Source organism: Enterococcus sp. DIV0840 (assembly GCF_050527835.1).
GTDB classification, from domain to species: domain Bacteria; phylum Bacillota; class Bacilli; order Lactobacillales; family Enterococcaceae; genus Enterococcus_L; species Enterococcus_L ureasiticus.
Map to the genome: position 1 here is coordinate 1,536,248 of NZ_CP172876.1, position 26,303 is coordinate 1,562,550.

At 34.4% G+C, this 26,303-nt stretch carries 24 protein-coding genes and 1 riboswitch; of the genes, 21 read left to right on the plus strand and 3 right to left on the minus strand.

Annotated elements, in window-relative coordinates:
* The first annotated feature begins 14 nt into the window (after positions 1–14).
* The 5 genes from IGL98_RS07275 to IGL98_RS07295 all read left to right on the plus strand — a co-directional run bounded on the left by IGL98_RS07275 (position 15) and on the right by IGL98_RS07295 (position 4,910).
* A complete protein-coding gene (locus IGL98_RS07275; RefSeq protein ID WP_069645028.1) occupies positions 15–1,337 on the plus strand; it encodes a PTS sugar transporter subunit IIC in 1,323 nt (440 codons plus the stop codon).
* Between the two features lie 154 nt (positions 1,338–1,491).
* Entirely contained in the window at positions 1,492–2,289 is a 798-nt protein-coding gene (locus IGL98_RS07280; protein WP_206842654.1) for a MurR/RpiR family transcriptional regulator, read from the plus strand.
* Positions 2,290–2,303: 14 nt separating this feature from the next.
* A complete protein-coding gene (locus IGL98_RS07285; RefSeq protein WP_206911908.1) occupies positions 2,304–3,581 on the plus strand; it encodes a glycoside hydrolase family 125 protein in 1,278 nt (425 codons plus the stop codon).
* Positions 3,582–3,633: 52 nt separating this feature from the next.
* Positions 3,634–3,954, plus strand: a complete 321-nt coding sequence (locus tag IGL98_RS07290; protein WP_206911909.1) for a hypothetical protein — start codon at positions 3,634–3,636, stop codon at positions 3,952–3,954.
* 197 nt (positions 3,955–4,151) lie between these two features.
* Positions 4,152–4,910, plus strand: a complete 759-nt coding sequence (locus IGL98_RS07295) for a class I SAM-dependent methyltransferase (RefSeq protein WP_206911910.1) — start codon at positions 4,152–4,154, stop codon at positions 4,908–4,910.
* 71 nt (positions 4,911–4,981) lie between these two features.
* Here IGL98_RS07295 and IGL98_RS07300 read toward each other — a convergent pair whose 3' ends face one another.
* The 3 genes from IGL98_RS07300 to IGL98_RS07310 all read right to left on the minus strand — a co-directional run bounded on the left by IGL98_RS07300 (position 4,982) and on the right by IGL98_RS07310 (position 7,949).
* A complete protein-coding gene (locus IGL98_RS07300; protein WP_206842661.1) occupies positions 4,982–5,416 on the minus strand; it encodes a universal stress protein in 435 nt (144 codons plus the stop codon).
* A 152-nt stretch (positions 5,417–5,568) separates the two neighbouring features.
* Positions 5,569–6,867, minus strand: coding sequence for a murein hydrolase activator EnvC family protein (locus IGL98_RS07305; RefSeq protein ID WP_206911911.1), 1,299 nt, complete (start codon positions 6,865–6,867; stop codon positions 5,569–5,571).
* 263 nt (positions 6,868–7,130) lie between these two features.
* Positions 7,131–7,949: a helix-turn-helix domain-containing protein gene (locus IGL98_RS07310; protein ID WP_206842662.1), complete on the minus strand. Its 819-nt coding sequence runs from the start codon at positions 7,947–7,949 to the stop codon at positions 7,131–7,133.
* Positions 7,950–8,414: 465 nt separating this feature from the next.
* Here IGL98_RS07310 and IGL98_RS07315 point away from each other — a divergent pair, with 465 nt between their 5' ends.
* The 16 genes from IGL98_RS07315 to IGL98_RS07390 all read left to right on the plus strand — a co-directional run bounded on the left by IGL98_RS07315 (position 8,415) and on the right by IGL98_RS07390 (position 25,949).
* On the plus strand, positions 8,415–8,978 hold the full coding sequence (locus IGL98_RS07315) for a hypothetical protein (protein ID WP_206842663.1): 564 nt from the start codon (positions 8,415–8,417) through the stop codon (positions 8,976–8,978).
* Between the two features lie 183 nt (positions 8,979–9,161).
* A complete protein-coding gene (locus IGL98_RS07320) occupies positions 9,162–11,249 on the plus strand; it encodes a heavy metal translocating P-type ATPase (RefSeq protein ID WP_206911912.1) in 2,088 nt (695 codons plus the stop codon).
* Between the two features lie 109 nt (positions 11,250–11,358).
* Entirely contained in the window at positions 11,359–12,837 is a 1,479-nt protein-coding gene (locus IGL98_RS07325; protein WP_206842665.1) for a helix-turn-helix domain-containing protein, read from the plus strand.
* A 60-nt stretch (positions 12,838–12,897) separates the two neighbouring features.
* Positions 12,898–13,809 (plus strand): aldo/keto reductase, encoded by a 912-nt coding sequence (locus tag IGL98_RS07330; protein ID WP_206911913.1) that lies wholly within the window; start codon positions 12,898–12,900, stop codon positions 13,807–13,809.
* A gap of 514 nt (positions 13,810–14,323) precedes the next feature.
* Positions 14,324–16,969, plus strand: a complete 2,646-nt coding sequence (gene polA, locus IGL98_RS07335; protein ID WP_206842667.1) for a DNA polymerase I — start codon at positions 14,324–14,326, stop codon at positions 16,967–16,969.
* 98 nt (positions 16,970–17,067) lie between these two features.
* A complete protein-coding gene (gene mutM, locus IGL98_RS07340) occupies positions 17,068–17,904 on the plus strand; it encodes a DNA-formamidopyrimidine glycosylase (RefSeq protein WP_206911914.1) in 837 nt (278 codons plus the stop codon).
* A gap of 3 nt (positions 17,905–17,907) precedes the next feature.
* Complete coding sequence (gene coaE, locus IGL98_RS07345; RefSeq protein WP_206842669.1) at positions 17,908–18,504, plus strand: dephospho-CoA kinase; 597 nt, start codon at positions 17,908–17,910, stop codon at positions 18,502–18,504.
* A 256-nt stretch (positions 18,505–18,760) separates the two neighbouring features.
* Positions 18,761–19,894, plus strand: a complete 1,134-nt coding sequence (locus IGL98_RS07350) for a nucleotide sugar dehydrogenase (RefSeq protein WP_206911915.1) — start codon at positions 18,761–18,763, stop codon at positions 19,892–19,894.
* Entirely contained in the window at positions 19,860–19,991 is a 132-nt protein-coding gene (locus tag IGL98_RS07355) for a hypothetical protein (RefSeq protein WP_277989052.1), read from the plus strand. The genes IGL98_RS07350 and IGL98_RS07355 overlap by 35 nt, the downstream gene beginning before the upstream one ends.
* A gap of 46 nt (positions 19,992–20,037) precedes the next feature.
* On the plus strand, positions 20,038–20,598 hold the full coding sequence (locus IGL98_RS07360) for a pectate lyase-like adhesive domain-containing protein (protein WP_206911916.1): 561 nt from the start codon (positions 20,038–20,040) through the stop codon (positions 20,596–20,598).
* A 51-nt stretch (positions 20,599–20,649) separates the two neighbouring features.
* Complete coding sequence (locus IGL98_RS07365; RefSeq protein ID WP_206911917.1) at positions 20,650–20,991, plus strand: hypothetical protein; 342 nt, start codon at positions 20,650–20,652, stop codon at positions 20,989–20,991.
* Positions 20,985–22,277 (plus strand): glycosyltransferase, encoded by a 1,293-nt coding sequence (locus IGL98_RS07370; protein WP_206842674.1) that lies wholly within the window; start codon positions 20,985–20,987, stop codon positions 22,275–22,277. Before IGL98_RS07365 ends, IGL98_RS07370 begins: the two co-directional genes overlap by 7 nt.
* Before the next feature lie 228 nt (positions 22,278–22,505).
* The gene (gene nrdR, locus IGL98_RS07375; RefSeq protein ID WP_010761066.1) at positions 22,506–22,991 is read left to right on the plus strand and encodes a transcriptional regulator NrdR; all 486 of its coding nucleotides are present in this window, start codon (positions 22,506–22,508) and stop codon (positions 22,989–22,991) included.
* A gap of 12 nt (positions 22,992–23,003) precedes the next feature.
* On the plus strand, positions 23,004–24,407 hold the full coding sequence (locus IGL98_RS07380) for a replication initiation and membrane attachment family protein (RefSeq protein WP_206842675.1): 1,404 nt from the start codon (positions 23,004–23,006) through the stop codon (positions 24,405–24,407).
* Positions 24,408–24,409: 2 nt separating this feature from the next.
* Entirely contained in the window at positions 24,410–25,339 is a 930-nt protein-coding gene (gene dnaI, locus IGL98_RS07385) for a primosomal protein DnaI (RefSeq protein WP_206842676.1), read from the plus strand.
* Between the two features lie 139 nt (positions 25,340–25,478).
* On the plus strand, positions 25,479–25,949 hold the full coding sequence (locus IGL98_RS07390) for a hypothetical protein (protein ID WP_206842677.1): 471 nt from the start codon (positions 25,479–25,481) through the stop codon (positions 25,947–25,949).
* 165 nt (positions 25,950–26,114) lie between these two features.
* A riboswitch (M-box (ykoK) riboswitch) is annotated at positions 26,115–26,285 on the plus strand.
* Positions 26,286–26,303: the final 18 nt, after the last annotated feature.

Below are 26,303 nucleotides of genomic sequence, written 5' to 3' on the forward strand. Positions count from 1 at the left end.
AAGGTCGAGTTAAGATGAAAATAAATATTGAGAAAATTCAAGAGCCATTATTAAAAATCGCCAATAAAGTAGACAACAACAGTGTACTACAAGCAATCAAAAATGCGTTTATCAGCAGTATCCCTTTTACGGTAGTTGGATCATTTTCTAATTTGATCAAGATGCAGATCGATGCATTTTTTGGAGAAACAGCAATCGGTCAAACAGCTTCTGCGATTTTTGGCAATGTTTATCTAGGAACACTTGGGATCGTAGCCTTACTGATTGTTTTTTCTACAGCTTATAATTATGCAAAAGAATTGATGAAAAAACATCCTGAAGCCAATATTAATCCACTGTTGGCGACTTTATTAGCCTTTGCCGCTTACTTTGTTATGGTACCCAACAATGTAAATTTTGCGGATAGTTCTGCTGAAGTCGTTCAAGGTTACGCAAATAATTTCTTCAGTTATGAAGGAATGTTTACTGCGTTGATCGTCGGATTATTGGCAGTATTTCTTTATTCAGTTTTGGCAAAACGTAAAATTGCTATCAAACTACCGGGGAATGTTCCACCTAATGTATTTGATTCCTTCTTCGCGTTGATTCCAATCTCTATTGTATTATTAGTTTGTTCTGTGATGAAAGTGGTAATCGAAGCTTTTGATTTTAATTCCTTTATGGATATGGTCAGTCAACTATTTGTCCAACCTTTAACTTCTGTTGGAACGGGCCTACCTGCAATTATCGTCGTTATTTTATTAGAACAAATCTTGTGGTTCTTAGGATTACATGGATTTAATATTGTTTGGGGTGTTGTTTCAGCGTTATGGTTACCAATTTTCTTAGAAAACGTTGCGAAATTTGCTGAAACAAAAAGTTTCGCTGATATTTCTGTAGCACCAAATACGATGACAAATGTATACGCGATGATCGGTGGTTCAGGTGCGACGTTCGGATTGATTTTAGCAATCTTGATTTTTACACCTAAAACATACAGTGGTCGTGAAGTAGCAAAACTTTCTTTTATTCCTGGATTATTCGGGATCAATGAGCCGATTATTTTTGGGTTCCCGATCGTACTCAATCCATTGATGTTCATCCCGTTTGTATTTGTACCAGTATTTAATGCAATTGTTGCGTATATCGTGACTAAAATCGGTTGGGTCGTTCCACTGGTTGTGCTAAATTCGGGAAATGAACCAATTTTCATAAGTACTTGGATTTTAGGAGCGTTCCATCTGAGTCCAGTGATCTTAACAGCTGTATTAGTTGTTTTGGATGTCTTCATTTATGCACCGTTTGTGCGTATGAATATGAAATTTGATGAAAGCCAATTATTGAATGCACAAGATTAGTAAGAATTCATAGAGAATAAGAGAGAAGAGGCTGGGACAGGAGCTGCTTTTGCTCCCACCGTTTATCCAGATTCCATGTGACTGGGTTGTGACTTACAAAGTCATTTCCCAGTCACCTCTTGTTTTTTAATATAAAGAAAGGCGTGATCCAAACATGGAAAGTTACATCGAACTAATCATTCAGGCGAACCAAAAGAAGTTTACTGATGTAGAACGTGTGATTGCACAGTATTTTCTTGATGGGAATAAGGAGCTTGGAATTCAAGAGTTGGCTAAAAAACTTAGCGTGTCCAATTCATCGATCACCCGTTTTTGTAAAAAAATTGGTTTAGCTAATTATAAAGAACTGATATACTTATATAAATATTCTAGTAAAGGCGCAAAAAAACAAACCGATTCAAGTATTAGCTATGTAAATTTGAATTATTCTTTGTTGCTTAATGACATCATCGAGAAACTTGACAAAGATGAAGTCAAAAAAGCGGCACTAATGATCGATGCTGGGCGAATCATTCATTATTGGGGAACAGGATATAATGCTTTTTGCGGAGAAGACTTTCAGTTTAAATTCTCCCGACTTGGCAAAATTGTCAACGTGATCAAAGACGAGCATTCGATTGCGATGATGGCTCATGGCGTTCAGCAAGGTGATCTTGTCGTTGTATCCTCGATTTCTGGTGACAATGAAGCGGTTCAAGAAGCAGTGGAAATTGTCTCCGAAAAAAATGCTAAAGTAATCGTAATCACAGCCAACGAAAAAAGTCCGTATCAAGACTTTTCTGATGCTTTTTGTTTAACTAGCTCTATGGGGAAAAAAGATATGGGCGGAATATCACCTCAAATTCCTGTGCTTACTGTGATCGACATTTTATATACAGAAATTTTAGCAATGTACCATGAAGACACCATCAAGTCTTGGATAAAATCAGAAGTGATCTTAAAAGGAAAGTAAAAAGGGGAATCATTATGAGTATAAATTATTCAAAATCAGTGATTGAAAATATAAAAAAAGAAGTAGCTGAACGCTCTAGCAATCCTAGATGGAGTGAAGTATTCTCAAATTGTTTTGATAATACATTAGAAACAACGGTAAGAACAACAGCAGATGATACATTTGTGATTACTGGTGATATTCTTGCAATGTGGCTACGGGACTCATCAGCTCAAATGAAACCTTATTTAACCGTGGCAAATGAAGATGAAAAAATTAAACAATTGATCCGTGGATTGGTGGATCGCCAAGTGAAATGTATTTTGATCGATCCCTATGCCAATGCTTTTAATGAAACTGAAAATGGACATTGCTACCATCAGGATATTACAGAAATGAATGGCTGGATCTGGGAACGAAAATATGAAGTCGATTCTTTGTGTTACCCAATCGAATTAGCGTATTTATTATGGAAAAAAACTGGAGAAACAACCCATTTCACCAACGAATTTAAGATTGTGATAGAAACGATTATTGGTGTTTTTAAAACGGAACAATACCATGAAAATTCGCCTTATCGTTTTGAGCGTTTTGATGAAAGACCAGAAGATACGCTTTCGAATAATGGGTTAGGTGAGCCATGTGGATATACAGGTATGACTTGGTCCGGATTTCGTCCAAGTGATGACCGCTGTACATACAATTATCTGATTCCGGCAAATATGTTTGCTGTTGTTGTTTTAAACTATTTAGAAGAAATTTCTAAAGAGATTTACGGTGACAAGCAACTTGCAGAAAAGGCCAATCAGCTGAAAAAAGAAATTGATCAAGGAATTACTAAATGGGGAATCGTTGAGCACCTGGGGAAAAAAGTTTATGCTTATGAGGTAGATGGACTAGGAAACTATCTCTTGATGGATGATGCGAATGTACCTAGTTTGTTAGCAGCACCCTATTTAGGCTATTGTGCAATCGATGATACTGTTTATCAAAATACCCGAGCGCTGATTTTATCTGCTGAGAATCCCTATTACTATGAAGGAACTGAGCTGAAAGGTGTGGGAAGTGAGCACACGCCCAAAGAGTATGTTTGGCCGATTGCATTATGTATAGAAGGGTTAACGACAGATGAGCAATCAGAAAAAGCTGAACTTTTAAATACACTTGTTCAAACAGACGCCGGTACAAATCATATGCATGAAGGAATCAATGTAAACGATCCAGCACAGTACACTCGTGAATGGTTTTCATGGGCGAATATGATGTTCTGTACATTACTTTTAGATTATTTAAAAATCAAAGTGGCGGATTGATGGTATAATGAAGAAAAGAAAGTAAGCAGTCAATAAATATGGAGTGACAAAAATGAATGAACGGGAACAGCAAAGAAAATTTTCTGAACGATCGACTATCAACAAGAGCACATTTGATGCGATGAATACGAATCAAACTCGATATTCTAATGGTCAAGGTAAAAATGTACTGCCTACAGATAGAGATTCATCAGGAACATCCAGTTATTATTATTCAACTGGGCTTATTTATCTTACGGGTGTGTTATTTGCAATTTTATTATTTGTTTTTGTTATTCCTTTATCTGAGAATATAGTATCCCAAAAATTTTATAGTGGTGCTATATTTCTATTATGTGCATTACTATTTTGTGTGATCATGGGGTATTTATAGGTTTATATTGGATTAAAACTTATCAAAAAATATAGGAGTTGATTGAAATGAAACGAAAAGTGATGCTACGAAGTAACTTCTTGATACAGTTATAGCGCTGATAGAGGCTGTATCAAGTACAATCATTTCTATCAGAACAAAGCATAACTGTATCTAACTTACAATAACGCTAAAATAAAGTGTAAGGAAGGATAGTTATGAGAAAAATAGAGTTAAAAAAGTATTGGCAAACTATTGAACAAATAGCGTTTAGAGGCTGGGATTTTTCATACATGAAAAATCGCTGGAAACAAGAAGACTTACCTTGGAGTTATTCCAATCTTGTTCGTGAGTATTTATCTAGTGAAATGAATTTATTAGATATGGGAACGGGCGGAGGAGAATTACTGCTAACATTCAATCATCCGTACTCTAAGACTTCGGTAACAGAAGGTTGGCTGCCAAATTATCAGTTATTACAAAAGCAACTTCAGCCAAAAGGTGTAACAATTGCTTTTGTTGACGAAATGGATCGATTGGAGTTTCCAAATGATTCTTTTGATATTGTTTTAAATAGTCATGCGTCATATGATCCAAAAGAAGTTCGTAGGGTATTAAAACCAGGTGGGGTGTTTATTACACAACAAGTTGGTGATCAAAATGGGCAAATTCTTTCAGAAAAATTGTGTACGAATCTTCAACCAAAAATAAAGGATTGGTCGTTAGAAATAGTACAGAAAGAATTAGTGGAAGAAAATTTCGATATTATGCTTGCCAAAGAATATTTTCCATATCAATACTTCTATGATATGGAAGGATTGATTTATTATGTACAAAGAATTCCGTGGGAATATCCTGAATTTACTGTAGAAACTCATTTTAATCAGTTAATTGAAATACAAAAAGAATTATTGAATAAAGGATTCATCTATAACAGGCAACATCGCTTTATTGTTATAGGAAAAGTAATGAATTAACATAAAAAAGAGCGTACAGTCAGCGTTTAAATCGTTGACTGTACGCTCTTTTCTGTACAAAAACAAAGTAATTATTTTACGACAAGGACATTACAAGGCGCATACTGTACAACATAACTCGTTGTAGTACCAAGTTGATTGGATTGAATCATTCCTTTACCAGTAGCCCCGATAATAATCAAGTCGATCGCTTGGTTTGTAGGAACAACTGAAGAAATCATTTCTTTAGGATTGCCAATTTCAACAATGGGTATCACATTATCTAAACCTTGTTCAGTAGCATAATAAATATTTTTTAACAGTTCTTTTTCAATAGCTTCCTTTTCTTCAGCGAGCACTTTTGAATAGGCATAAGAACTATGACTGATTGCATTTTCGTCAACAACAGATAATAAATATAAGGTAGCATCTTTTTCTTTTGCGATAGCAACACCATGTTGTAGGGCCAACTCAGCATTTTTGGATCCATCAACAGCAACTAAGATGTTTGAGTAGTTATTGATCATTTTAATCAGCACCTTTCTTTATCTATCTTCATTATATCACGTTCATTAGCAGAGGTTAAACGAATCGATGAAAAGAAAAAAATAAGCGATCATCCAACAAAAAAAATGATAAGAAACCAGAACTAGTCTGTTTTCCTATCATCGATTGATTATTATAAACCAAGGAATGGTGCTGGATTAACAAATCCACTCCATAATCCTGTTGAAATACTAAAATGTAAATGAACACCAGTAGAATTTCCAGTAGTTCCCATGCCACCTAAATTTTGCCCTGCGCTAACACTTTGTCCAGCAGAAACGCTTAAGCTACTCATGTGTAAGTAGTATGAGTAGTAACCATTACTATGCTTTATCACAACATGATTTCCTGCCATACCACTGTAATTAGCACTAACAACTTCACCTGATCCAGCGGCCATGATCGGTGTGCCACTTGCTCCACCAAAATCAATTCCATCATGGAAGCTTCCTGATATTCCAGTAGGATCTTCACGACCACCGAATCCGCTAGTGATGGTCAAATTAGCTACTGGAGCAGACCAACCGCCAGAAGATACTGGTGGAGTAGGTGCTTGTTGATTGTCATCAGCAACATCGTTATTGATAGTATCAGTATTTGTATCAGGTACACTTACTGGTTTTTCTTTTTCAGTTGTTTGAGTAGGAGCAGGTGCTGCTTCCATTGCCTTGGCTTGTTCTTTTGCCTGTTTTTCAGCAGTTGCTTTAGCTTGCGCTTCTTTTTTCTTTTCTTCGGCAATTGCTTTTAATTGAGCTTCTTTTCTTTTTACAGCCTCTTCTTTTTGTTTAATAAATTTATCTTTTTCAGCGGTTTCGCTTGCAAGACTTGCAGCAATCTCATTGATTTTTACATTCTGCTCAAGTTTTGCTTCTGCTAAAGTAGCTTCTTTTTCTTCGAGCTCTTCGGTCTTTTTCTCAAGAGTTTTTAATGTTTCTGTTAATGATACTTTTAATGTATCAAGTTCTTTTTTATCATCTTTTTGAGCAGTCAAAATATCATTATTTGCAGTTACTAATGTATTAACAGCTATAGCTTTTGTAATTGCATCAGAAATCGATTCAGCGCTTAACAAAACAGTCAGCATGGATTCTTGCTCGTGATTTGTTTGAGTCGTTCTCGCTTGAGCACGTAACTGTTCATTTCTTTTTTTTATTTTAGTTTCTAAATTAGCTATATCTGTATTCAGTTTGTTCATTTCTTTTTCATGTTTTTGTTTTTCAGAGAGGACTGTTTTATATTCTGTTTCGATCGTTGTGATCTCAGTTTCTAAAGTAGCTAAGTAATCTTTGGCATCTTTTTCATTTTTTACGATATCTTCGATTTTCTTTGTTTGATTTTCAATTTTTTGATCGATCTCATCAGCTAATACACTCATCGGTGCAGTGTTTACTAATAACATAAATGAAATTGTAACCAGTAATTTTTTCTTCAAGTTATGTTCCTCGCTTTATATTAATCATTTTAAACGAATGTCTTTTTTACAAAGCCATCGTTAATATTCTTCAATAACACAAGATAAAGTATACCATAATCTATGAGTAATAATCATGCTTAAAGAACAAGAATAATAGAAAATGGTGAAATTTAAAAACTGGCAACAAAGGTATCATCTAATTGTAATATATGAAACTTACTATTAATAAGAAAGGATATTTGTAACAGTTCATAGAACAATGTTCTAATAGTGAAGAAAGGCTATTTTTCATTGTAATCTGAATAAAATTTATCAAGTAAATCGACTAAATCTTTTTTAGTTTGTACGTATTTTTTCTTCACAGTTTTCTCAGATAAAGGTTTCCCTTTACTCCTTACTTTTGTTAAATCTGCATAATCAACTACCTTTGATGAGAGGTTATTCTTATAGGCTATATCATTAGTGAGAATTTCAGCTAGCATAGTAAAAATTTGAGAGAATGATAGAAAATTTTTACTTGTTTCAGTACGTTTTAATAGGTCGAATACCAGAAATAAAACTGAAGCATTGATTTCTTTTTGACTGGAATCATGTAATAATTCCTCCATCTTTGGTAGAAAGTCAGATCTATAACGATCATTTTGTTCAATTCTGTACGTTGTAAAGTCTTCAGCAATCAATGGCGTTTTTTGTTCTGAAAGTTCTAATTGATACCTCGTTTCAAATAAATCTGGAAACAATTCATTCGCTGTAGTTAGAATCTTTAAATCTTGAGAATAAGTGATTTTATGTTTTTTTAATACATGAATTAATTCTTCAAGCTGATCTTTAGCAAGATTTTTCTGCAAACTGGCTTCAGTTAGTAATTTTTTTACATACTCTGTGAATTCTCCGTACCGAATCCAATCAGCCGTTGTATTACCAAGTATAGCTATTTTTTCTAGTCTATCTTGTTTAGGCAGGTTGTTCCCCTTTTCCCAATTATTTACTGTACTGGCACTAGAATTTCCAACCAGATTTGAAAAAAGGGCCATTGAATATTTATGCTGGCGTCTAATTTCTTTGATTCTATTTCCTGCTTCTTTTAAATCTATTTCCAAAATAATACCTCCTTAAATTAAAAGTGTAATGGGCTCGTCAAAACTCGTAGAAAAATAGGGAAATACACTTGTGACGCTTTTGGTCACAGGTGGATGTCATCATTTTTCCTAGAGTTTAGCTCATGAAACTAGACAAATAAAAAGTGCAATGGGCTAAAGACTCTTTCTTCTACTATATCATTGTTTGCAGAAGAGGTGTACCGTTTTTTTTTCATTTTGTTCTTGTAATGTCCTTTGCGACATGATATAGTTTTTGTACCGAAATGTATTCAATTTGTCAGTTTTGTTTATTCGTCATTTTCAATCTGAATGTACTTGTATTTTGTTGATCATGATATTTTGTGTACGATTTTATTTATTTAACATCTGAAAAAATATCTACTAGATACAATACACAAATTTTTTTGAAATAGTCAAAAAATAAAAATGCCGAAAATTATTCATTTTAAAGGAGGATAAGTTTAAATGAAAAAAATAACTAGAGTTGAGGAGCAAAAAAATCATCTTTTATATCAATTTTTAGAAAAACTGAACAAAGAAATTCCACATCAAGACAACAATCAAAAAATAGAGGAGCATTGTGTACATCAGTATAAGTTATTAGTAAATATGTCTTTTAGTGCAAATATCTTGTATAAAGGTTTAGATTACGCAAGTCATGTCTACAATCATGTTGCTAAAATCGAATATACACGACTATGTAAGGTAATCATAAAACAAAACTTTGATAGACAAGTAACAGAAGGGTTACTAAAAAAATTAAAGAAAGCTCAAAATGAATTATTCCTGCATTCGCCAATCACTAAAGAGTCAGAAGGAATCGATATATTTTATGGATTTACTGGAGGAAATCGAAAAAAATACAAAGCGAATCGAAAAGCAATCAAACAAATGTACATTGAAATAAAGCAGGAGTCAAAAAAAAGTGTGTATAGATATATCAAGGATTCATACAACAGAAAACGCAATAGGATCAAAGAGAAAAAAGCATACGCGCTTTGGCTGTTAAAGAGTTATACTTGGCATTAAATAAGATGTCTTAAAGTTAATATACGCAAAGAAATCATGTTTCTATGAATTAAGAGACTTTATTTTTCCCAAAAGATTTGTTGTGCTATGCTTTAAAAGAGAATATTACTTTTTCCACAAAGAATTGTTCAAAAGTGCGGTTACTATACAAACAAATCTTAAACCGAGAAAGAAGGATTTTTAATGAATAGCAATGAAGAAAAACATGCGGATGAACACCCTCATAAAATGGAAAATATGGATCATAGCTCAATGACATCTCATGATCATGACCAGATGTCTGGTATGGATCATTCCATGCATATGGGAAATTTTAAACAAAAATTTTGGCTCTCACTGGTTCTTGCGATCCCAATTATTTTTCTTTCACCAATGATGGGTGTTGATTTACCTTTTCAGTTTACATTTCAAGGCTCGGATTGGTTGGTCCTGATTCTGGCTTCTGTTTTATTTTTTTATGGTGGGGAACCATTTTTAAGTGGTGCCAAAATGGAGCTGAAACAAAAAAGTCCAGCGATGATGACGTTGATTGCCATGGGAATTTCAGTCTCTTATTTTTATAGTATTTATGCATTTGTTATGAATAAATTGATGCCGCACAATCATGTGATGGATTTCTTCTGGGAACTAGCAACCTTGATCGTTATAATGCTACTAGGGCATTGGATCGAAATGAATGCTATCTCAAATGCTAGTGATGCTTTACAGAAAATGGCTGAACTTTTGCCAGAAAAAGTCAAGCGATTGAATAAAGACGGTAGTGAAGAAGAAGTATCGCTGCAGAAGGTCAAAGAAAATGATTACTTGGTCGTTCGGTCAGGAGATAAGATACCTGCAGACGGCATAATCATTAAAGGGAATACTTCAGTTGATGAATCGATGGTCACAGGTGAATCAAAAACAGTCACAAAAAATGAAAAAGATAAAGTAATTGGAGGCTCTGTCAACGGTAGCGGAACTATCGAAATAAGTGTAACGGGTACTGGTGAGACAGGCTACCTTTCAAAAGTGATGGATATGGTCAAAAAGGCTCAGACTGAAAAATCAAAATTAGAATCTTTGTCAGATCGAGTTGCTAAATGGCTATTCTATATAGCACTTGGAACAGGACTATTAGCATTTATCGTTTGGCTGATTATCGACAAAGATTTAAGCATTGCATTTGAACGAATGGTAACAGTTTTTATTATTGCCTGTCCTCATGCATTAGGTTTAGCAATTCCTTTAGTTGTGGCCCGTTCTACTTCAATTGCAGCAAAACATGGTTTGTTATTAAAAAATCGAAATGCTCTGGAACAAGCGAACGATATGCAGTATGTTATGTTAGACAAAACGGGTACTTTGACCCAAGGTAAATTCACAGTAACGGGAATTGAAATGTTCACTGATAAAATCACGCAAAAAGAAGCTTTAAAAGTGATCGGTGCTTTAGAAAACAATGCCAATCACCCTTTAGCGATCGGTATCATGAATTATCTAAAAGAAAAAGCTATTTCTCCTTACAAAGTAGAAAATCTCCAAAATATTTCTGGCATAGGACTAACCGGTAATGTGAATGGACAAGCAACTAAAATTGTTAATGAAAAAGAAGTAGATCGCTTGAAAATTTCTTTTGACCATTCATTGAAACAGAGCTACCAAGAACAGGGCTACCAAGAACAGGGCAATACGCTAAGCTACTTAATTATCGATGAGCAATTAGTAGCAATGATTGCACTGGGAGATGTAGTGAAACCAGAAGCAAAAGAATTCATCGCTGATTTAAAAGCGCAAGAAATCATTCCTGTGATGTTGACAGGTGATAATAAAGTAGCTGCCGAGTCAGTTGCCCATTACTTAGGAATTGATGAATTTCATGGAGATTTATTGCCGGAAGATAAAGAGAAAATCATTCAAACCTATGTTAGTAAAGGCAAAAAAGTCATGATGGTTGGTGATGGGATCAATGATGCGCCAAGTTTAGTTAGAGCGACAATCGGTGTCGCTATAGGAGCTGGGACAGATGTCGCAATTGATTCAGCTGATGTAGTTTTAACTGATAGTGATCCCAAAGATATTCTTCGTTTTTTGGATTTAGCTAAGCAAACAAGACGTAAAATGATTCAAAATCTTTGGTGGGGAGCTGGCTATAATATTATTGCAATCCCACTCGCAGCAGGGATTCTAGCCCCGTGGGGGATTTTATTGAATCCGGCCGTTGGAGCAATTTTGATGTCTCTGAGCACTGTAATTGTTGCTGCAAATGCTATGACATTACGTATCCACAATTAAATAAATGAAAAGTAATGAATAATGCGTATATTTTATATACATTATTCATTACTTTTTTTTTGAATCCGATTGATAGAATGAGTGTTTATTTTTAGTGTGGAGGTTTGAGATGGAATATAAAGAGATTCTTGATTTTGAATCAAGCAAATTACTTAGGCTTTTTAATTTATTAAAGTCAACTGACAATAGCGGTTCATTAGAGAGCCTTTCAAATGAATTAGGAATCAATGCAAAAACAATAGTTAGATCTATGAAAAAAATAAATAAGCTATTTAAACGTTATCAGTTGGATGAGCATTTAGCGATTTGCAGTCGATCAAAGAATCATTTCTATTTAAGAAGGGACAATGAGATATATGTGGAATTTTTTTTAGTTCAGTATTTAAGCGATTTACCAGAGATTACTTTTTTAAAAGCGATTATTGAGGAGGAAGATACTCAAGCGAAACAGCTAGCTGAAAATTTGTTGATCAGTGAATCAAGTATGAGAAGACGGGTGAAAAAGATCAACGAATGGCTAAAAAAATTTGATATCCATTTAAAACGCGGAACTTATAAACTTGTGGGGGAGGAGGAGCAGATACGAGCATTTATTTTACACTTCTACTGGTTTGTTTATCAAGGGACAGAAACTAAATTTTTACTAATGAAAAAAGAAAATAGTCAGCAGTTAATGAATCAGCTCGTTCATTTTTTTAAGATGCAAATCAACGATTTACAGAAGGAATCACTTTTTCGAATCATCCAAATCGCAGCTTGGCGTTATCAAAAAGGAAAAAAGGTCTGGATAAAAGAGGAGTGGAAGCAATATATTGAAAACAGTTCAATTTTTTCTAAATTTGTAAAAGCTATGAAAACCGATGAAGATACCATAAATTGGGATTTTGAAGAATTATGCTATCTCTATTTAATTATTCAGGCCCGTTTTTTACCATACTTTGGTTCAAGTATGCAAGCATATATTATTGAAGAGCATTATCTAAAGAAGACTACATCTTTTTCAAATACATTAGTTGCTACAAATAAATTGAAGCAAGCTTTTTGGGATACAAAATTTAATCATTCAAAGGCGAGTGTTGTAGCTTTTTTAGGTTTCCATTTATATTATGAGTTGGTTTCAGGTTTTTTATTTGAAAAAAATCAATCAGGAGTGATCCTTCAAGAAAATTATCCGGATTTCATGGAGAAACTCAATGTGGGGTTATGTGAATTGATCAAAGAAAACGCAATTTATCAACGGATACCAATCGATGCATTATGTTATCGTTATTTTATGATTTTAAGTTCACTGATTTCACCAGTATATAGTGAGAAAAGAATATTTATTTGTTTGATGACTGATTTATCGCTTGAAAAAGAAACAGAGCTAGGACAAAGGATCAGCAATTTTTTCAGGAACAAGTTTAATTTAGTTGTGGTTTACGCTAGAACATCAAAAGCCATTTCATATGCTGACATTGTTTTGACAACCATTGTCTACCAGGCTTTAAATCGAAAATACACCCAGCCAGTCTTACTCGTTGAACCGAATTTTTCAGAAGAAGTTTTTTTTCAAATTGAAAAATTACTAAAAAAAGTCAGAAAATGAAGCCCTTTCACTAATGTGTGTTAAAATATATTTGTGAATATAATTTTAGGAGGTTTTTCAGTGAAAAAAATTCAATTTGGGACAAGTGATTTACAAGTGGCATCAGTTATTCTTGGGTGTATGAGAATGAATGGAGCCGAAAATCCCGCAGAAATTATTGAAACAGCCTATGATCATGGCATTGATTTTTTTGATCATGCAGATATTTATGGCGGTGGGGAATGTGAAACGATTTTTGGTAAAGCGTTGAAAGAAACATCAATCAAAAGAGAAGATATCATCATCCAGACAAAATGCGGTATTCGTAAAGGAATGTTTGATTTCTCAAAAGAACATATCGTTTCTTCTGTTGAAGGCAGTTTAAAACGTCTAGGCGTTGATTATGTAGATGCATTATTGCTTCATCGGCCGGATACACTTGTTGAGCCAGAAGAAGTAGCAGCAGCTTTTGATCAACTGGAATCACAAGGAAAAGTAAAATATTTTGGTGTTAGTAACCAAAAACCAATGCAAATCGATTTATTGAAAAAAACTGTGAAACAACCACTTTTAGCAAATCAGCTGCAATTTGGGATCAAACATACAGGTATGATCGACCAAGGTATTCATGTGAACATGACTGATGATGCAAGTATTGATAGAGATGGCAGCATTTTAGATTATTCTCGTTTGAATGAGATGACTATCCAAGCGTGGTCTCCTTATCAATATGGTTTCTTTGAAGGTGTTTTTATTGGCAATGAGAAATTTTCAGAACTAAATGCGACGTTAGATCAAATTGCTGAACGTCACAATTGTACTTCAACAGGTCTAGCTACAGCATGGATTTTAAGACATCCTGCAAAAATGCAAGTCATAGCAGGAAGCATGAATAAAGAACGAATCAAAGAGATTGCTAAAGCAGCTGATATTGTAATAAGTAGAGAAGAATGGTATGAAATTTACCGTGCAGCTGGGAATATTCTACCTTAATTTACAAATTTAAATCGTTTCATTCACACAATATTCAAAAATTACTTGTAAGATGAAGTAGTGGAAATGAATTTCATTTGTGTGTAATGATAAAAAAACGTCCTTTCTGAGTGTGCAGAATGGGCGTTTTTGTGTAAATTGAAGATAATTATGAGTTTGTACTATTTATGCTAACTCAGCAATTGTTTATACTTCAAAGTAGTTTTAGAAAGTGGTGAGCTATAAACAAAAAGACTATTTCAAACCTAAAAAAATTACATTTTGGCAACCGTTCGTTCATATAATATTCACAAATTGCTTGTATTATAAGGACATAGAAGAAAGACAATAATTACAAGTAATCAATTTCATTTGTGTGAACTCCTAATTGATCCGCTCTGAGTGTGCAGAGTGGGTCTTATTTTGTTTTCAATTCAATGTGCTTTACGAACTTTAGTTCCTTCCTACTGCAAAGTTGACGGAATTTTGTTAGAATAAGAAGGAAACCAGTTTGCTGAAGATGAGGAGAAAAAAGATGACAAAAAATAAGTTATTATTAGTTGATGGAAACAGTGTAGCTTTTCGAGCATTTTTTGCTTTGCACAATTCCCTAGAACGTTTTAAAAATAAAAATGGGTTACATACAAATGCTGTATATGCGTTTAATAATATGTTTGAAAACGTCATGACAAAAGAAAATCCGACCCATGTTTTAGTTGCATTTGATGCAGGAAAAACAACCTTTAGAACCGAATTTTATCCAGAATATAAAGCAGGTCGTTCGAAAACACCAGGAGAATTTAAAGAACAAATGCCTTATATTCGCGAATTGTTGACTGGTTTAGGTGTGAAATATTATGAGTTAGACAATTATGAAGCAGATGACATCATCGGAACGCTTGCTACTAAAGTACCGAAAGACGAATTTGATGTTGTTGTGTTGTCTGGAGATCGAGATTTAACGCAACTAGCGACAGACTCAGTGAAGGTTGATATTACGATCAAAGGTGTTAGCGATTTAGAGACTTATACACCAGAACATGTAGCTGAAAAATATGATGGTTTAACACCCAATCAAATCATCGATATGAAAGGTTTAGCCGGAGATACTTCAGATAATATTCCTGGGGTAACGAAAATTGGTGAGAAGACCGCTATTAAATTATTGAAAGAATTTGGTTCAGTCGAAGGTGTTTACGAAAACATCGATAGCTTGAAGCAAAGCAAAATGAAAGAGAATCTGATCAACGATAAAGAACAAGCCTTTATGTCTAAACGCTTGGCCACGATTAATGTAGATTCTCCAGTTGAAATAAATATCGATGAACTTAAATATGAAGGAAAAGACTTAGAAAAATTGATTCCATTCTATAAAGAAATGGAATTCAAGCAAATGCTAAGCAAATTAAACGTTGAAGAAGAAACCGTTGAACTAGAAGATGTGCATTTTGATGTGGTAGATACATTTACAGAAGAAATGTTTACTGATGATATGGCATTATATATTGAAATGCTTGAAGATAACTATCATACTTCACCGATCGTAGGTGTTGCCTGGGGAACGAAGAACAAAGTATATACGACGAATAGTTTGGAACTATTTGAAAGCAAACCATTTATTGATTGGTTGCTGTCAGAAAAATATAAAAAAATAGTCTATGATGCAAAACGGACGTATGTTTCGCTTAACCGTTATGTTGGTAAGCCTCAAGGGATTACGTTTGATGTATTATTAGCAGCATACTTATTAGATACAAATGATAATAGTGCGGATATTGAAGGCGTAGCGCAGCATTACGGCTATATGGATATTCATTCTGATGAATCAGTTTACGGAAAAGGTGCGAAAAAAGGCTTGCCGGAAGATGATGAGGCATTCTTCAGTCATCTTGCGAGAAAAGTCAATGCAATCCATTTTCTTTCTGAAAAGCTAGCTGCAGAATTAGTGGAGAAAAATCAAGCAGATCTATTCTATAAAATGGAATTACCACTCTCAAAAATTTTAGGCGATATGGAGATCACAGGAATTCGTGTGGATGCTAATCGATTGAAAGAAATGCGTATCGAATTTTCAGATCGACTACGTGAAATCGAACAAAAAATATATGCAGAAGCAGGCGAAGAATTCAACTTGAATTCACCTAAACAATTAGGGGTGATTTTATTTGAAAAAATGGGGTTGCCGGTCATTAAAAAAACGAAAACTGGTTATTCAACTGCAGTGGACGTATTAGAACAATTAAAAGAACAAGCACCGATCGTAGAAGATATTTTAGTTTACCGTCAGATTGCCAAAATTCAATCGACCTATGTTGAAGGACTACTAAAAGTGATTCAGCCGGATGACAAAATTCATACACGCTATGTTCAAACATTAACTCAAACTGGACGTTTAAGCTCAGTGGATCCTAACTTACAAAATATTCCGATCCGTTTAGAAGAAGGACGGAAAATTCGTGAGGCCTTTGTACCAAGAGAGAAAGACTGGTTGATTTTTTCATCTGATTATTCTCAAATCGAATTACGTGTTTTAGCTCATATTTCAGATGATCAACACTTGAAAGAAGCGTTTATTGAAGGGCAGGATATTCACTCAAGTACAGCAATGCGTGTATTTGGTATTGAAAAACCAGAGGATGTGACGCCAAATATGCGTCGTCAAGCGAAAGCGGTAAACTTTGGGATTGTCTATGGAATCAGTGATTATGGTTTGTCACAAAATCTGGGTATTACTAGAAAGCAAGCGCAAGAATATATCGATACCTATTTTGAAAAATACCCGGGCGTTAAAAAATATATGGAAGATATCGTTCGGGACGCAAAGGATAAAGGATTTGTAGAGACATTGTATAACCGTCGCCGTTATTTACCAGATATCAATTCACGTAATTTTAATTTGCGTTCTTTTGCAGAACGGACTGCGATCAATACACCGATCCAAGGAAGTGCTGCTGATATTTTGAAAATTGCGATGATCAACATGCAAGATCGACTAAAAGAAGAAAATATGCAAGCGACGATGTTATTACAAGTGCATGATGAACTTGTCTTTGAAGTGCCTGAATCTGAATTAGAAAAACTAGATGCATTAGTGAAAGATGTAATGGAAAACGCTGTTGCTTTACATGTACCGTTATTGACTGACAGCAGTTGGGGTAAAACATGGTACGAAGCAAAATAGTAAACTAAAATAATTTAAGAAAAGACTGACCAAACGAAAAAAGTTTTGAAAACTTTGACGCGTTGGTTTCGGTCTTTTCTTCTAAGGAGAGATGGAATTTGCCTGAATTACCGGAAGTTGAAACAGTCAGAAAAGGGTTAGAAAAATTAGTGGTTGGAAAGACGATCGAAGAAGTTACGATATTATGGCCGAGAATCATCGAGTCACCGGAATCAGAAATTTTTGCACAACAGTTGATTGGTCAAACGATTGAAAAAATGGAACGTCGCGGCAAGTTTTTGATTTTTAGATTAACGAATTATGATATGATTTCCCATTTGCGAATGGAAGGAAAATATGAAACCCATGAACCAGAAGAGGAGCGGACTAAGCACACGCATGTGATTTTTACCTTTACTGACGGAACTGAATTACGTTATCTTGATGTTCGGAAATTTGGCCGTATGGTTTTGGTACCTAAGAATCAAGGGGAAAATTACAAAGGGATTTTAGCTTTAGGTCCTGAGCCGGTTCCGTCTGAATTTAAGCTGCCTGAATTTCGTACAGGATTAAAAAAACATCATAAAGCAATTAAACCCTTATTATTAGATCAGCGTTTAGTGACAGGCTTAGGCAACATCTATGTGGATGAAGCGTTATGGGAAGCGAAGATTCATCCTGAACAACCAGCGGACACGTTAAAGCCAAAGGAAGTGGAACAGCTATATTATGCAATTATTGATGTTCTTGGCCGTGCTGTTGAAGCAGGCGGAACTACGATACGTAGTTATCTAAATGCGTTAGGAGAAGCGGGAACATTTCAAATATCACTAAATGTCTATGGTCAGACTGAGAAACCTTGTCCTAGATGTGCAACGCAAATCAAAAAAATAAAAGTAGCACAACGCGGCACACATTTTTGTCCTAAGTGTCAAACCTTGAAAGTGAGGAATTGATCAATGGGCATGATATTAGGGCTGACAGGTGGTATTGCAACAGGGAAAAGTACAGTTGTTACTGTGTACAAGGGTCTGAATTTTCCTATCGTCGATGCGGATGTAATTGCTCGGGAAATCGTTGAAGTAGGGACGCCAGCATTGGAAAAAGTAGTGGCTGTTTTTGGTTCTGAAATAGTAAGCAAATATGGTTCATTAGACCGAAAAAAACTAGGTGAAATTATTTTTTCTGATGAGAAAAAAAGAAAAAAACTTAATGAAATACTCTCTCCTTTTTTGAAAAAAGCGATTTTAACTCAGATTGCTGATAAAAAAAATCAGGCCCCATTGGTTATTGTTGATATCCCTCTATTATTTGAAGGGGGTTATGATAAGTTTGTTGACAAAGTTGCAGTTGTCTATGTTCCAGAAGAAACGCAACTAGCCCGTTTGATGAAACGAGATAACTTAACGCAAGCCGAAGCGCAACAACGGATCAAAAGTCAATTGTCCATTGAGAAGAAAAAAGAAAAGGCAGATATCGTGTTTGATAATCAAAAAAGTATTGAAGAGACAGAAAAAATAGTACAAAAATGGGTATCTAAAAATATTTTTGTATAAAATAACGAGAATTTTAGTTTTTGTTTTTTATTTATAATTTAAAAATAGTGAAAATGAATATAGTGAAACACGTATTAAACATTGTTTTTACGTGTTTTTTTTATTTTAAAATAAATATAAAGATGTGATAAACTCATTTATATGTATTCTTTAGAATAACGTGTTTGTTACGGAGAGCATAGACAATTCTGTCAAACCTGTGTTATCTTTTCGTGAGCAAAAGGATTGTGAAAAAAGGGAGATAGTGAAGAGTGAAATGAAAAAAGAAGTAGTGGTAATCGGTTTAGGATATGTTGGGCTGCCAAGTGTAATAAATCATGTGAAAAATGCTCATAAGGTAATTGGGTTTGATATTGATAATCGAAAAGTTGACATACTGAATAAAGGGGTAAGTCATATTGACACTGTATCGGATGAAACCATTCAAATGCTAAAAGAAAAAGGCACTATATTTACCTATGATGAGCAACTAATCAAAGAAAAAGATATTTACATTATTGATGTGCCGACGCCAATCGACAAAAATAAAATTCCTGATCTAAGCTATATCATATCGGCTGTTGATTTGATCAAAAATAAAGTGAAACTAGGTTCATTGATCATTTTAGAAAGTACAACGTATCCCGGAACAACTGAAGAATACCTTGTAGCTGAGTTCTCTAAGCTTGGCTATCATATCGGAATCGATCTTTTCATCGCTTATTCCCCGGAAAGAATCGATCCAGGCAATACACAATCTCAAAGTGCCAAAATCCCAAGAATCGTTGCTGGATATACAGACAAATGCTTATCAAAAGTGGAAGATTTTTTTGGAAGCCATGTTTCTTCCGTTCCCAATTTGAAAACAGCTGAATTAGCTAAAATATATGAAAATACTTTTCGACTGGTTAATATCGCGTTAGCGGATGAACTTCAAAAAATTTCGGATAATTTAGATATTGATGTAGGTGAAGTGTTGGAAGCAGCTGCAACAAAACCTTTCGGATTTATGAAATTCACACCAAACTTAGGTATTGGAGGTCACTGTATTCCTGTAGATCCTTATTATCTTACTTGGCTGATGGCAGACCGAGGAGTAGAAACCCCATTGATCGATATAGCAGGAAAAATCAACGATTCAATGCTAGATTATTACCTAGAGAAAATCAAAGATCTTACAACAGAGAGCAAAAAAGATTTTATAGAGATGAATATCGCCGTTTTAGGTGTGACATATAAAAAAAATGTTGCAGATGTCAGAATGTCATCAGTTATCTCATTGATAAGAAAATTAAAAGAGAAAAATATATCGATTGTTGCATATGATGATGTGATGCACCCTTATAACGCATCAATAAAATGGAGCAGTTGTCAATTTGGAACAAGACTATCAGCAACTGATGCAATATGATCTAGTAATATATGCTGTTGATCATGATGTGTATGAAGAGAAGAAAAAACTTATTATGGATAAGAGCCGATTGTTTTATGATTTAACGACAGTATGATGCCCCCCGTTGATTAAGGATTGTTCAAATAGGAGGTGAAAAAATAATGAATGATAGTTCAAGAAAAAACAAACGCAAAGAAAAACAATACACTGAAAAAAAACGCTCAACTCAGCTATTAAAAATAGTATTATTACCATTGTTCTTTCTCCTTGCGGTGATTTTCCTAATCTACGGAAGAAATAAATCAGATGATCCTTATTTACCTGATACATCAAAAAAACAAGAGGATTTATTGGTCATCAAGGAAAAGAAATATGTCGATATTTATACGTGGGAAGAGTTAGTGGCGGCTATTTCAAATAAAGAATTGACTGAGATCAATATCAAAAAAGACATTAAATTTCCTCAATCTCAAAATAAATTGAAATTAAATCAGTTGACAAAAGTCCGTGAAGAGAAAATTTTTCGCTACGACGATACCTTAAAAAAAGAGCAAAAGCAGACCATACTGATGGTAAGCTTAATCAAACGAAACCTAAGTCGAAAAGTCTTGATTAGTGGTGAGAAACGAAACATTGATTTGGGCAATGTAGAAATAGGCCTTCCCAAAGGACTAGAGCTTGAATTCAAAGAAGTAACGTTGTTAAGGAGTTATCATTATTAGACAAAATATATTAGATTCTATGTGCAACTGTTTTTTTGAAAGGATGTTTTGATGAAAAAAGGATTTTTCTTTTTATTAGAATTCTTTGGTATAATTTTCATGTATTTGATTCCAATCGCCTCTATATTGTATATTGCAATATATGAGTTGATTCATTTTTTTCACCCCTCAATCGAAAGCTTTATTTTATCTGGAAAACTCCCACTACTAGTCATGCTGATTATTTTTATGCTGGAAGTCATCATTCATTTTACGTTCAAACCTCAACAAAAAAAAATATTACGTAAATTAGGAATAAAACCGAAAATTAGACGCTATAAAATAGGTTTTGGGCAAATATTCGAAGTCAGAGTAGCAAGCATACACTGTATAATAAAAATGGTTTTTTGCTAGTATTTACGCTTGTTTCGATTCTTTCTTTAGCAATTGTATGGTTTCAATTTAGGTTGCCGAATGGCTATCGTCATTCTTTGAGTGGGATTGCTCCTTTTTTTACAATGAGTGGTGGAATGGCATTAGCTACTCTTATTTTAAGTACTTTATATACACCATACGTATCTGAAAAGGTCAGCAAACGAAATGTATACATATTGATGCCTATGTATAATGAACCAATTGAAAACATTAAAAATACATTTCAATCTATTCTAAATCAAACACTTCCGCCAGCTGAATTAGTTGCTGTTGATGACGGTAACTCGCTTGTCGATTATTCAAAACTTGCAGAGGAATACCAAGAGATTTTTGCAGAAAAGGGTATTTCTTTTCAGTTTATCAAGCAGCAAAATAGTGGGAAACGTGCAGCACAATTAAATGCGTATAACCATTTAGAAATTTCTGATTTTCATAATGAGATCATCTTAACAATCGACAGTGATACTGTTTTTGAAGAACATGCGATAGAACAAGGGATCATCCCGTTTGAAGACGAACGAGTTTATTCTGTTGCAGGCGTGATTGTGACAAGAAATGTTACAGATAATCTTTTGACTGTGATCACAGATTTATTAGTGATCGGACACATGGTGCTTATAGAACGATCAATGAACTCTATGTTTGGCAGTGTAGCTGTTAATAGCGGTCCAATTGCATTTTATCGGGCTGAAGTTTTGAACTTAGCTCAAAAATTAGGGTATGAAAATGAAACGTTTGGTCGTGTTAGAGTAGAATTTTCAGATGATAGTTTCTTAACATTAACAGCGATGCTTTTAGGACGGACTGTTGCTCAAATGACAGCAGTTTCTTATACAGATTTGCCGAATAAACTGAGTCATCATGTGCGACAACATCTACGTTGGAACAGAGGCAGTTTTATTAGAGGCTTTTGGCGGTTAGCACTGTTCCCTGTTAGTAGCTTTGTTTTCTTTAGACAGGCATTTGGCTGGGCTATGTTTGCGGCTATGAACGTTATTAAGTATCAATTGATTTACTGGGTGTTTTTTGTAATGACTGATTTTCCATTAATCTTAGTAGCTCCTTTAGCATTTAGTGCAGTTTATTCCTTGGCATATCTTTCAATTCCTAGGAATGATTTGGCAAATCGGGATAAATGGATCGTTTTTTTAGCTTTTCCATTTACTGTACTATGGGCAATTTTCGTATTGTCACCTGTTCGAATTTGGGGATATATTACCCATAGGAATACTGGCTGGGGAACGCGAGACAAAATAGAACTATAAGGCAATAATTATTGGGTAAGTTTGAACGTTCAAAACGTCGACTTACTCGATTATTTTTTTTGAAACAAGAGAAAAATGTTATTAAATAAGAGCGTAACAATAAGAAAAAAATGCTTAAGAAGTAATCGTTAATGACTGGTTTCTCTAGCATTTCATGTTATAATATAGAAAGTAAACTAAAACGAAACTTTAAAAATAGATATTATTAGATAAAATGAGGTGAACACTATGCGTTGTCCAAGATGTCATCATAATAACTCCCGTGTAATCGATAGTCGTCAAGCCGATGATGGGCGTGCGATTCGTCGTCGGAGAGAATGTGAAAATTGCAATTACCGTTTTACTACATTCGAACGAATTGAAGCAGCTCCATTGTTAGTCATCAAGAAAAATGGTGACCGGGAAGAATTTAATAGAGAGAAAATTTTACGTGGGTTGATCCGTTCGGCTGAAAAACGTCCAGTTGCCATGGAACAAATGGAACAAATCGTTGATAATGTTGAAAACCGTGTCCGTAGCTTAGGCGAAAATGAGATTTCGACTACTTTGGTCGGAGAATATGTAATGGAAGATTTAGTTAATTTGGATGAAATCGCCTATATTCGATTTGCCAGTGTCTACCGTCAATTTAAAGATATGAGTGTGTTCTTAAAAGAACTACAAGGAATCGTAGATAAAGCAAAATCTTCAAATTCAGATACAACAAATGAATAAGGAGGTCTTTCCTTGAAAGACAATTGGAAAGAAGTCCACCCTAAAAGTATTTTTCAAGCAGCACTATCTCATCCTTTATCCAATCTAGAACAAGCGATACTGACGTTTTTATATCAGCCGATTATTGGTGCTGAAGCTTTTAGCTTATACTTGACACTTTTATCAGAAGTTGAAGAGACAGGCGTTAGTGAGTCACTTTTTCATGCAGATTTGGTTACGATGATGGATATGAGTATCAAACAAATCCAAGCGGCTAGAAAGAAATTAGAAGGAATTGGTTTATTAGGAACCTTTTGTAAAAATGATTCTGAACTAGGAATGCGTTTTTTATATCGCTTAAATCATCCTGAAACAGCCGAACGTTTTTTTAAAGATGAAGTATTGTCACTAACATTATTGAACAGTGTAGGACAAAGAAAACTAGATAAATTATTTGAACGTTTTAAGCCGAAATTTGTTAATTTAACTGGCTATGAAGAGATTTCAGCAGGATTTAAGGATGTCTATTTATTCAAAGAAGAACAAATGATTTCTCAAAGTAAGCAGTTGATTCAAATGGAACAATCGTTTAATGATCCAAGACCAGCGCAAAAACCAAGTGCCGTCAATGAAAGCTTTGATTGGTCTTATTTTGTTCAAGGAATAGAAAAACTTGGGATCAAGTTACCAGATAATAGTGCTGGATTCAAAGAAGAAGTGTTTATCTTCCATAATTTATTTGGGATTACAGAATTGGATATGATCGATTTTTGTTCTAAATCCTTTGACTATTATACAAGTAAGATTGATGTGAAGGACTTTGAACGGGCAATTTATAGAACCTATGATCCTGACAAAAAGCAAAAATCAAGTGAGTTTCAAAAAAATGATTCAGTGGAGTTAACTGCTGAAGATCAGCAAACATACCGTTATAATTCATTGAAAATGAATGGTTTTTCAACGCAAGATATTCAGATGATCATGGATAGTGAGAAAAATTTTCCATTAAATTATTTGGAAGCATTAAAAAATGAGCGTGGTGGTTATACAACCCCGCAAGAGCGTTCATTAGTCAAGTATTTAGTGAGTAAATCTGGATTGCCGAACAGTGTGATCAATGTGTTGATCAATTATGTTTATAATATACAAAAACAACCCACATTAAAGGCTGATTATGTGAATCGAATCGCCAACGAATGGGCGCAAAGCGGCATTTTTTCACCAGAGAAAGCCATTGATCATGTCCGTGAGCTAGCCAAAAAGGGGAAAGAACAAAAACAAACAAGACAGAGATACGGACAAAATAATCGACCGATCCGTCAAGAAACATTACCAGATTGGGTGGATAATCCAGTCGAAGAAAAGAAACTTTCGCCAGAAAGACAGGCTGAACTTGAAAGAGAACTTCAAGAATTATTAAATGAAGAAGGTGAATAATAATGGAAGATGTAGGAAAAGAAATGTCAAAAATCATTCAAAAAAGAGATATGAACGAGAGATATAATGAACTAGTTGAAGTTGTTATGAAAGATCCTGACGTCCAAAAGTTTATAGAAGGTAACCGAGATCGTTTAACAGATGAAGACATAAAAAAAAGCTATTCGAAATTATATGAGTTTGTTCAAGAAAAAAGAAAATATCAATTGAATGATCCAAACATGATTGCACCTGGTTATGAGCCGAAACTAGCATTAAACTTCCATTATATCGATGTCACTTATGTTCCCACTGAATCTTTGATTGCTAAACAGCGTGAAGATGAAATACGTAAACGTGTCAAAGCAATGGATATGCCCAAAGATGTGCGTGAAGCTCGTTTAAATAATTTTGATTTGAGCTCAGACGGACGTGAAGAGGCCTTTGCAAGTGCTATGAGATTTATCAAATCCTATTCTCAAAATCCAAAAGAATTTCATAAAGGACTATATCTTCAAGGAACATTTGGTGTAGGTAAATCTTTTCTGTTAGGTGCGATTGCTAATAGTTTAGCTGAACGCGGATTTGTTACAACGATCGTTCATTTTCCAACTTTTACAGTCGAAATGAAACAAGCAATCGGTAAAGATATGGTAGGGCCAAAGCTTGATGCTGTTAAGAAATCACCTGTTTTAATGATTGATGATCTGGGTGCAGAATCAATGACATCTTGGATTCGAGATGATGTCTTAAGCGTTATTCTGCAATATCGTATGCAGGAACAATTAGTAACGTTTTTTTCATCAAACCTTGACTTAAAAGACTTAGAAAAACATTTATCTGTGACTCAACGAGGGGAACAAGAGCCGTTGAAAGCCCGTCGAATCATGGAACGTATTCGTTATTTAGCACAAGAGATTACGATGTCTGGTAATGATCGAAGAAATGGCTAATGACGGCTTTTATCCAGATTCCAAGTGATTGAGTTATGCCTCAGTCACTTTTTTTATTTTCTTTAATAATGATTGGTAGCAATGGACTACGATTGATTATATAGCTTATAATAAAGTAACCGTATTGGAGGGTATATCTATGAAAAAAATCGCAATAACAATCTTAACAGTGTTAACCTTGATTTCTTTGGGAGCATGCACACAAAATAAAAAAAGTTCGTCAAAAGGAAGTGAAGAAACTTCAATGAGCAGTAAAAAAGATCAAACGACCGATGAAACGTCAGACACTAAAGACCAAGAAAAATCTCAATCTGTATTCACAGCAGTTTTAGTTGAAGATGCTAAAACCAATGACACAGTGGATAAATCAATGCGGCTGGTTTTAAAAGAAGTCGAAGCAGTTGAGGATCCAGAGGAAATTGTTGGTATGATGAAAAATGATGGGGTTATTTTGAATGTATCAAAGGATCAATTAGCAGATGGAATCACAGAAAATGACTTGAAAACAGGAGATAAGATTCAATTTACTTTAGTAGGTTTACCTGCGATGACGATGTCGATTCCACCCCAAGTAGCTGGAAATTCAGTTGTGAAAGTTGAAAAAAATTAATAAATATTAAAAAAACAAAAAATGCTATAAAGTTTGTAAATAAGCACTTTGTAGCATTCTTTATTTTTATTCTATAGTTAAAATAACATTTTTCAAAAAATAAATAAACAGAAAACATTGACATTTGTTTTACAATGGTGGTATAGTTTCACATGTAAGATAACTAAATAGATTTGTTAGGTGAGGCTCCTATACAAACACAGGCTACTGCCCAAAAACATCGAGAGATGCCAATGGGTAGAACAGGGATTGTCGATTACAAGGCTTTTCATAAGGTAGCTAAAAGCTCTGCTTTTTACGTTGTATAGTGCCAAAACTCAACGACTAGATCATGCAGGCTTTTTTTTGTGCGCT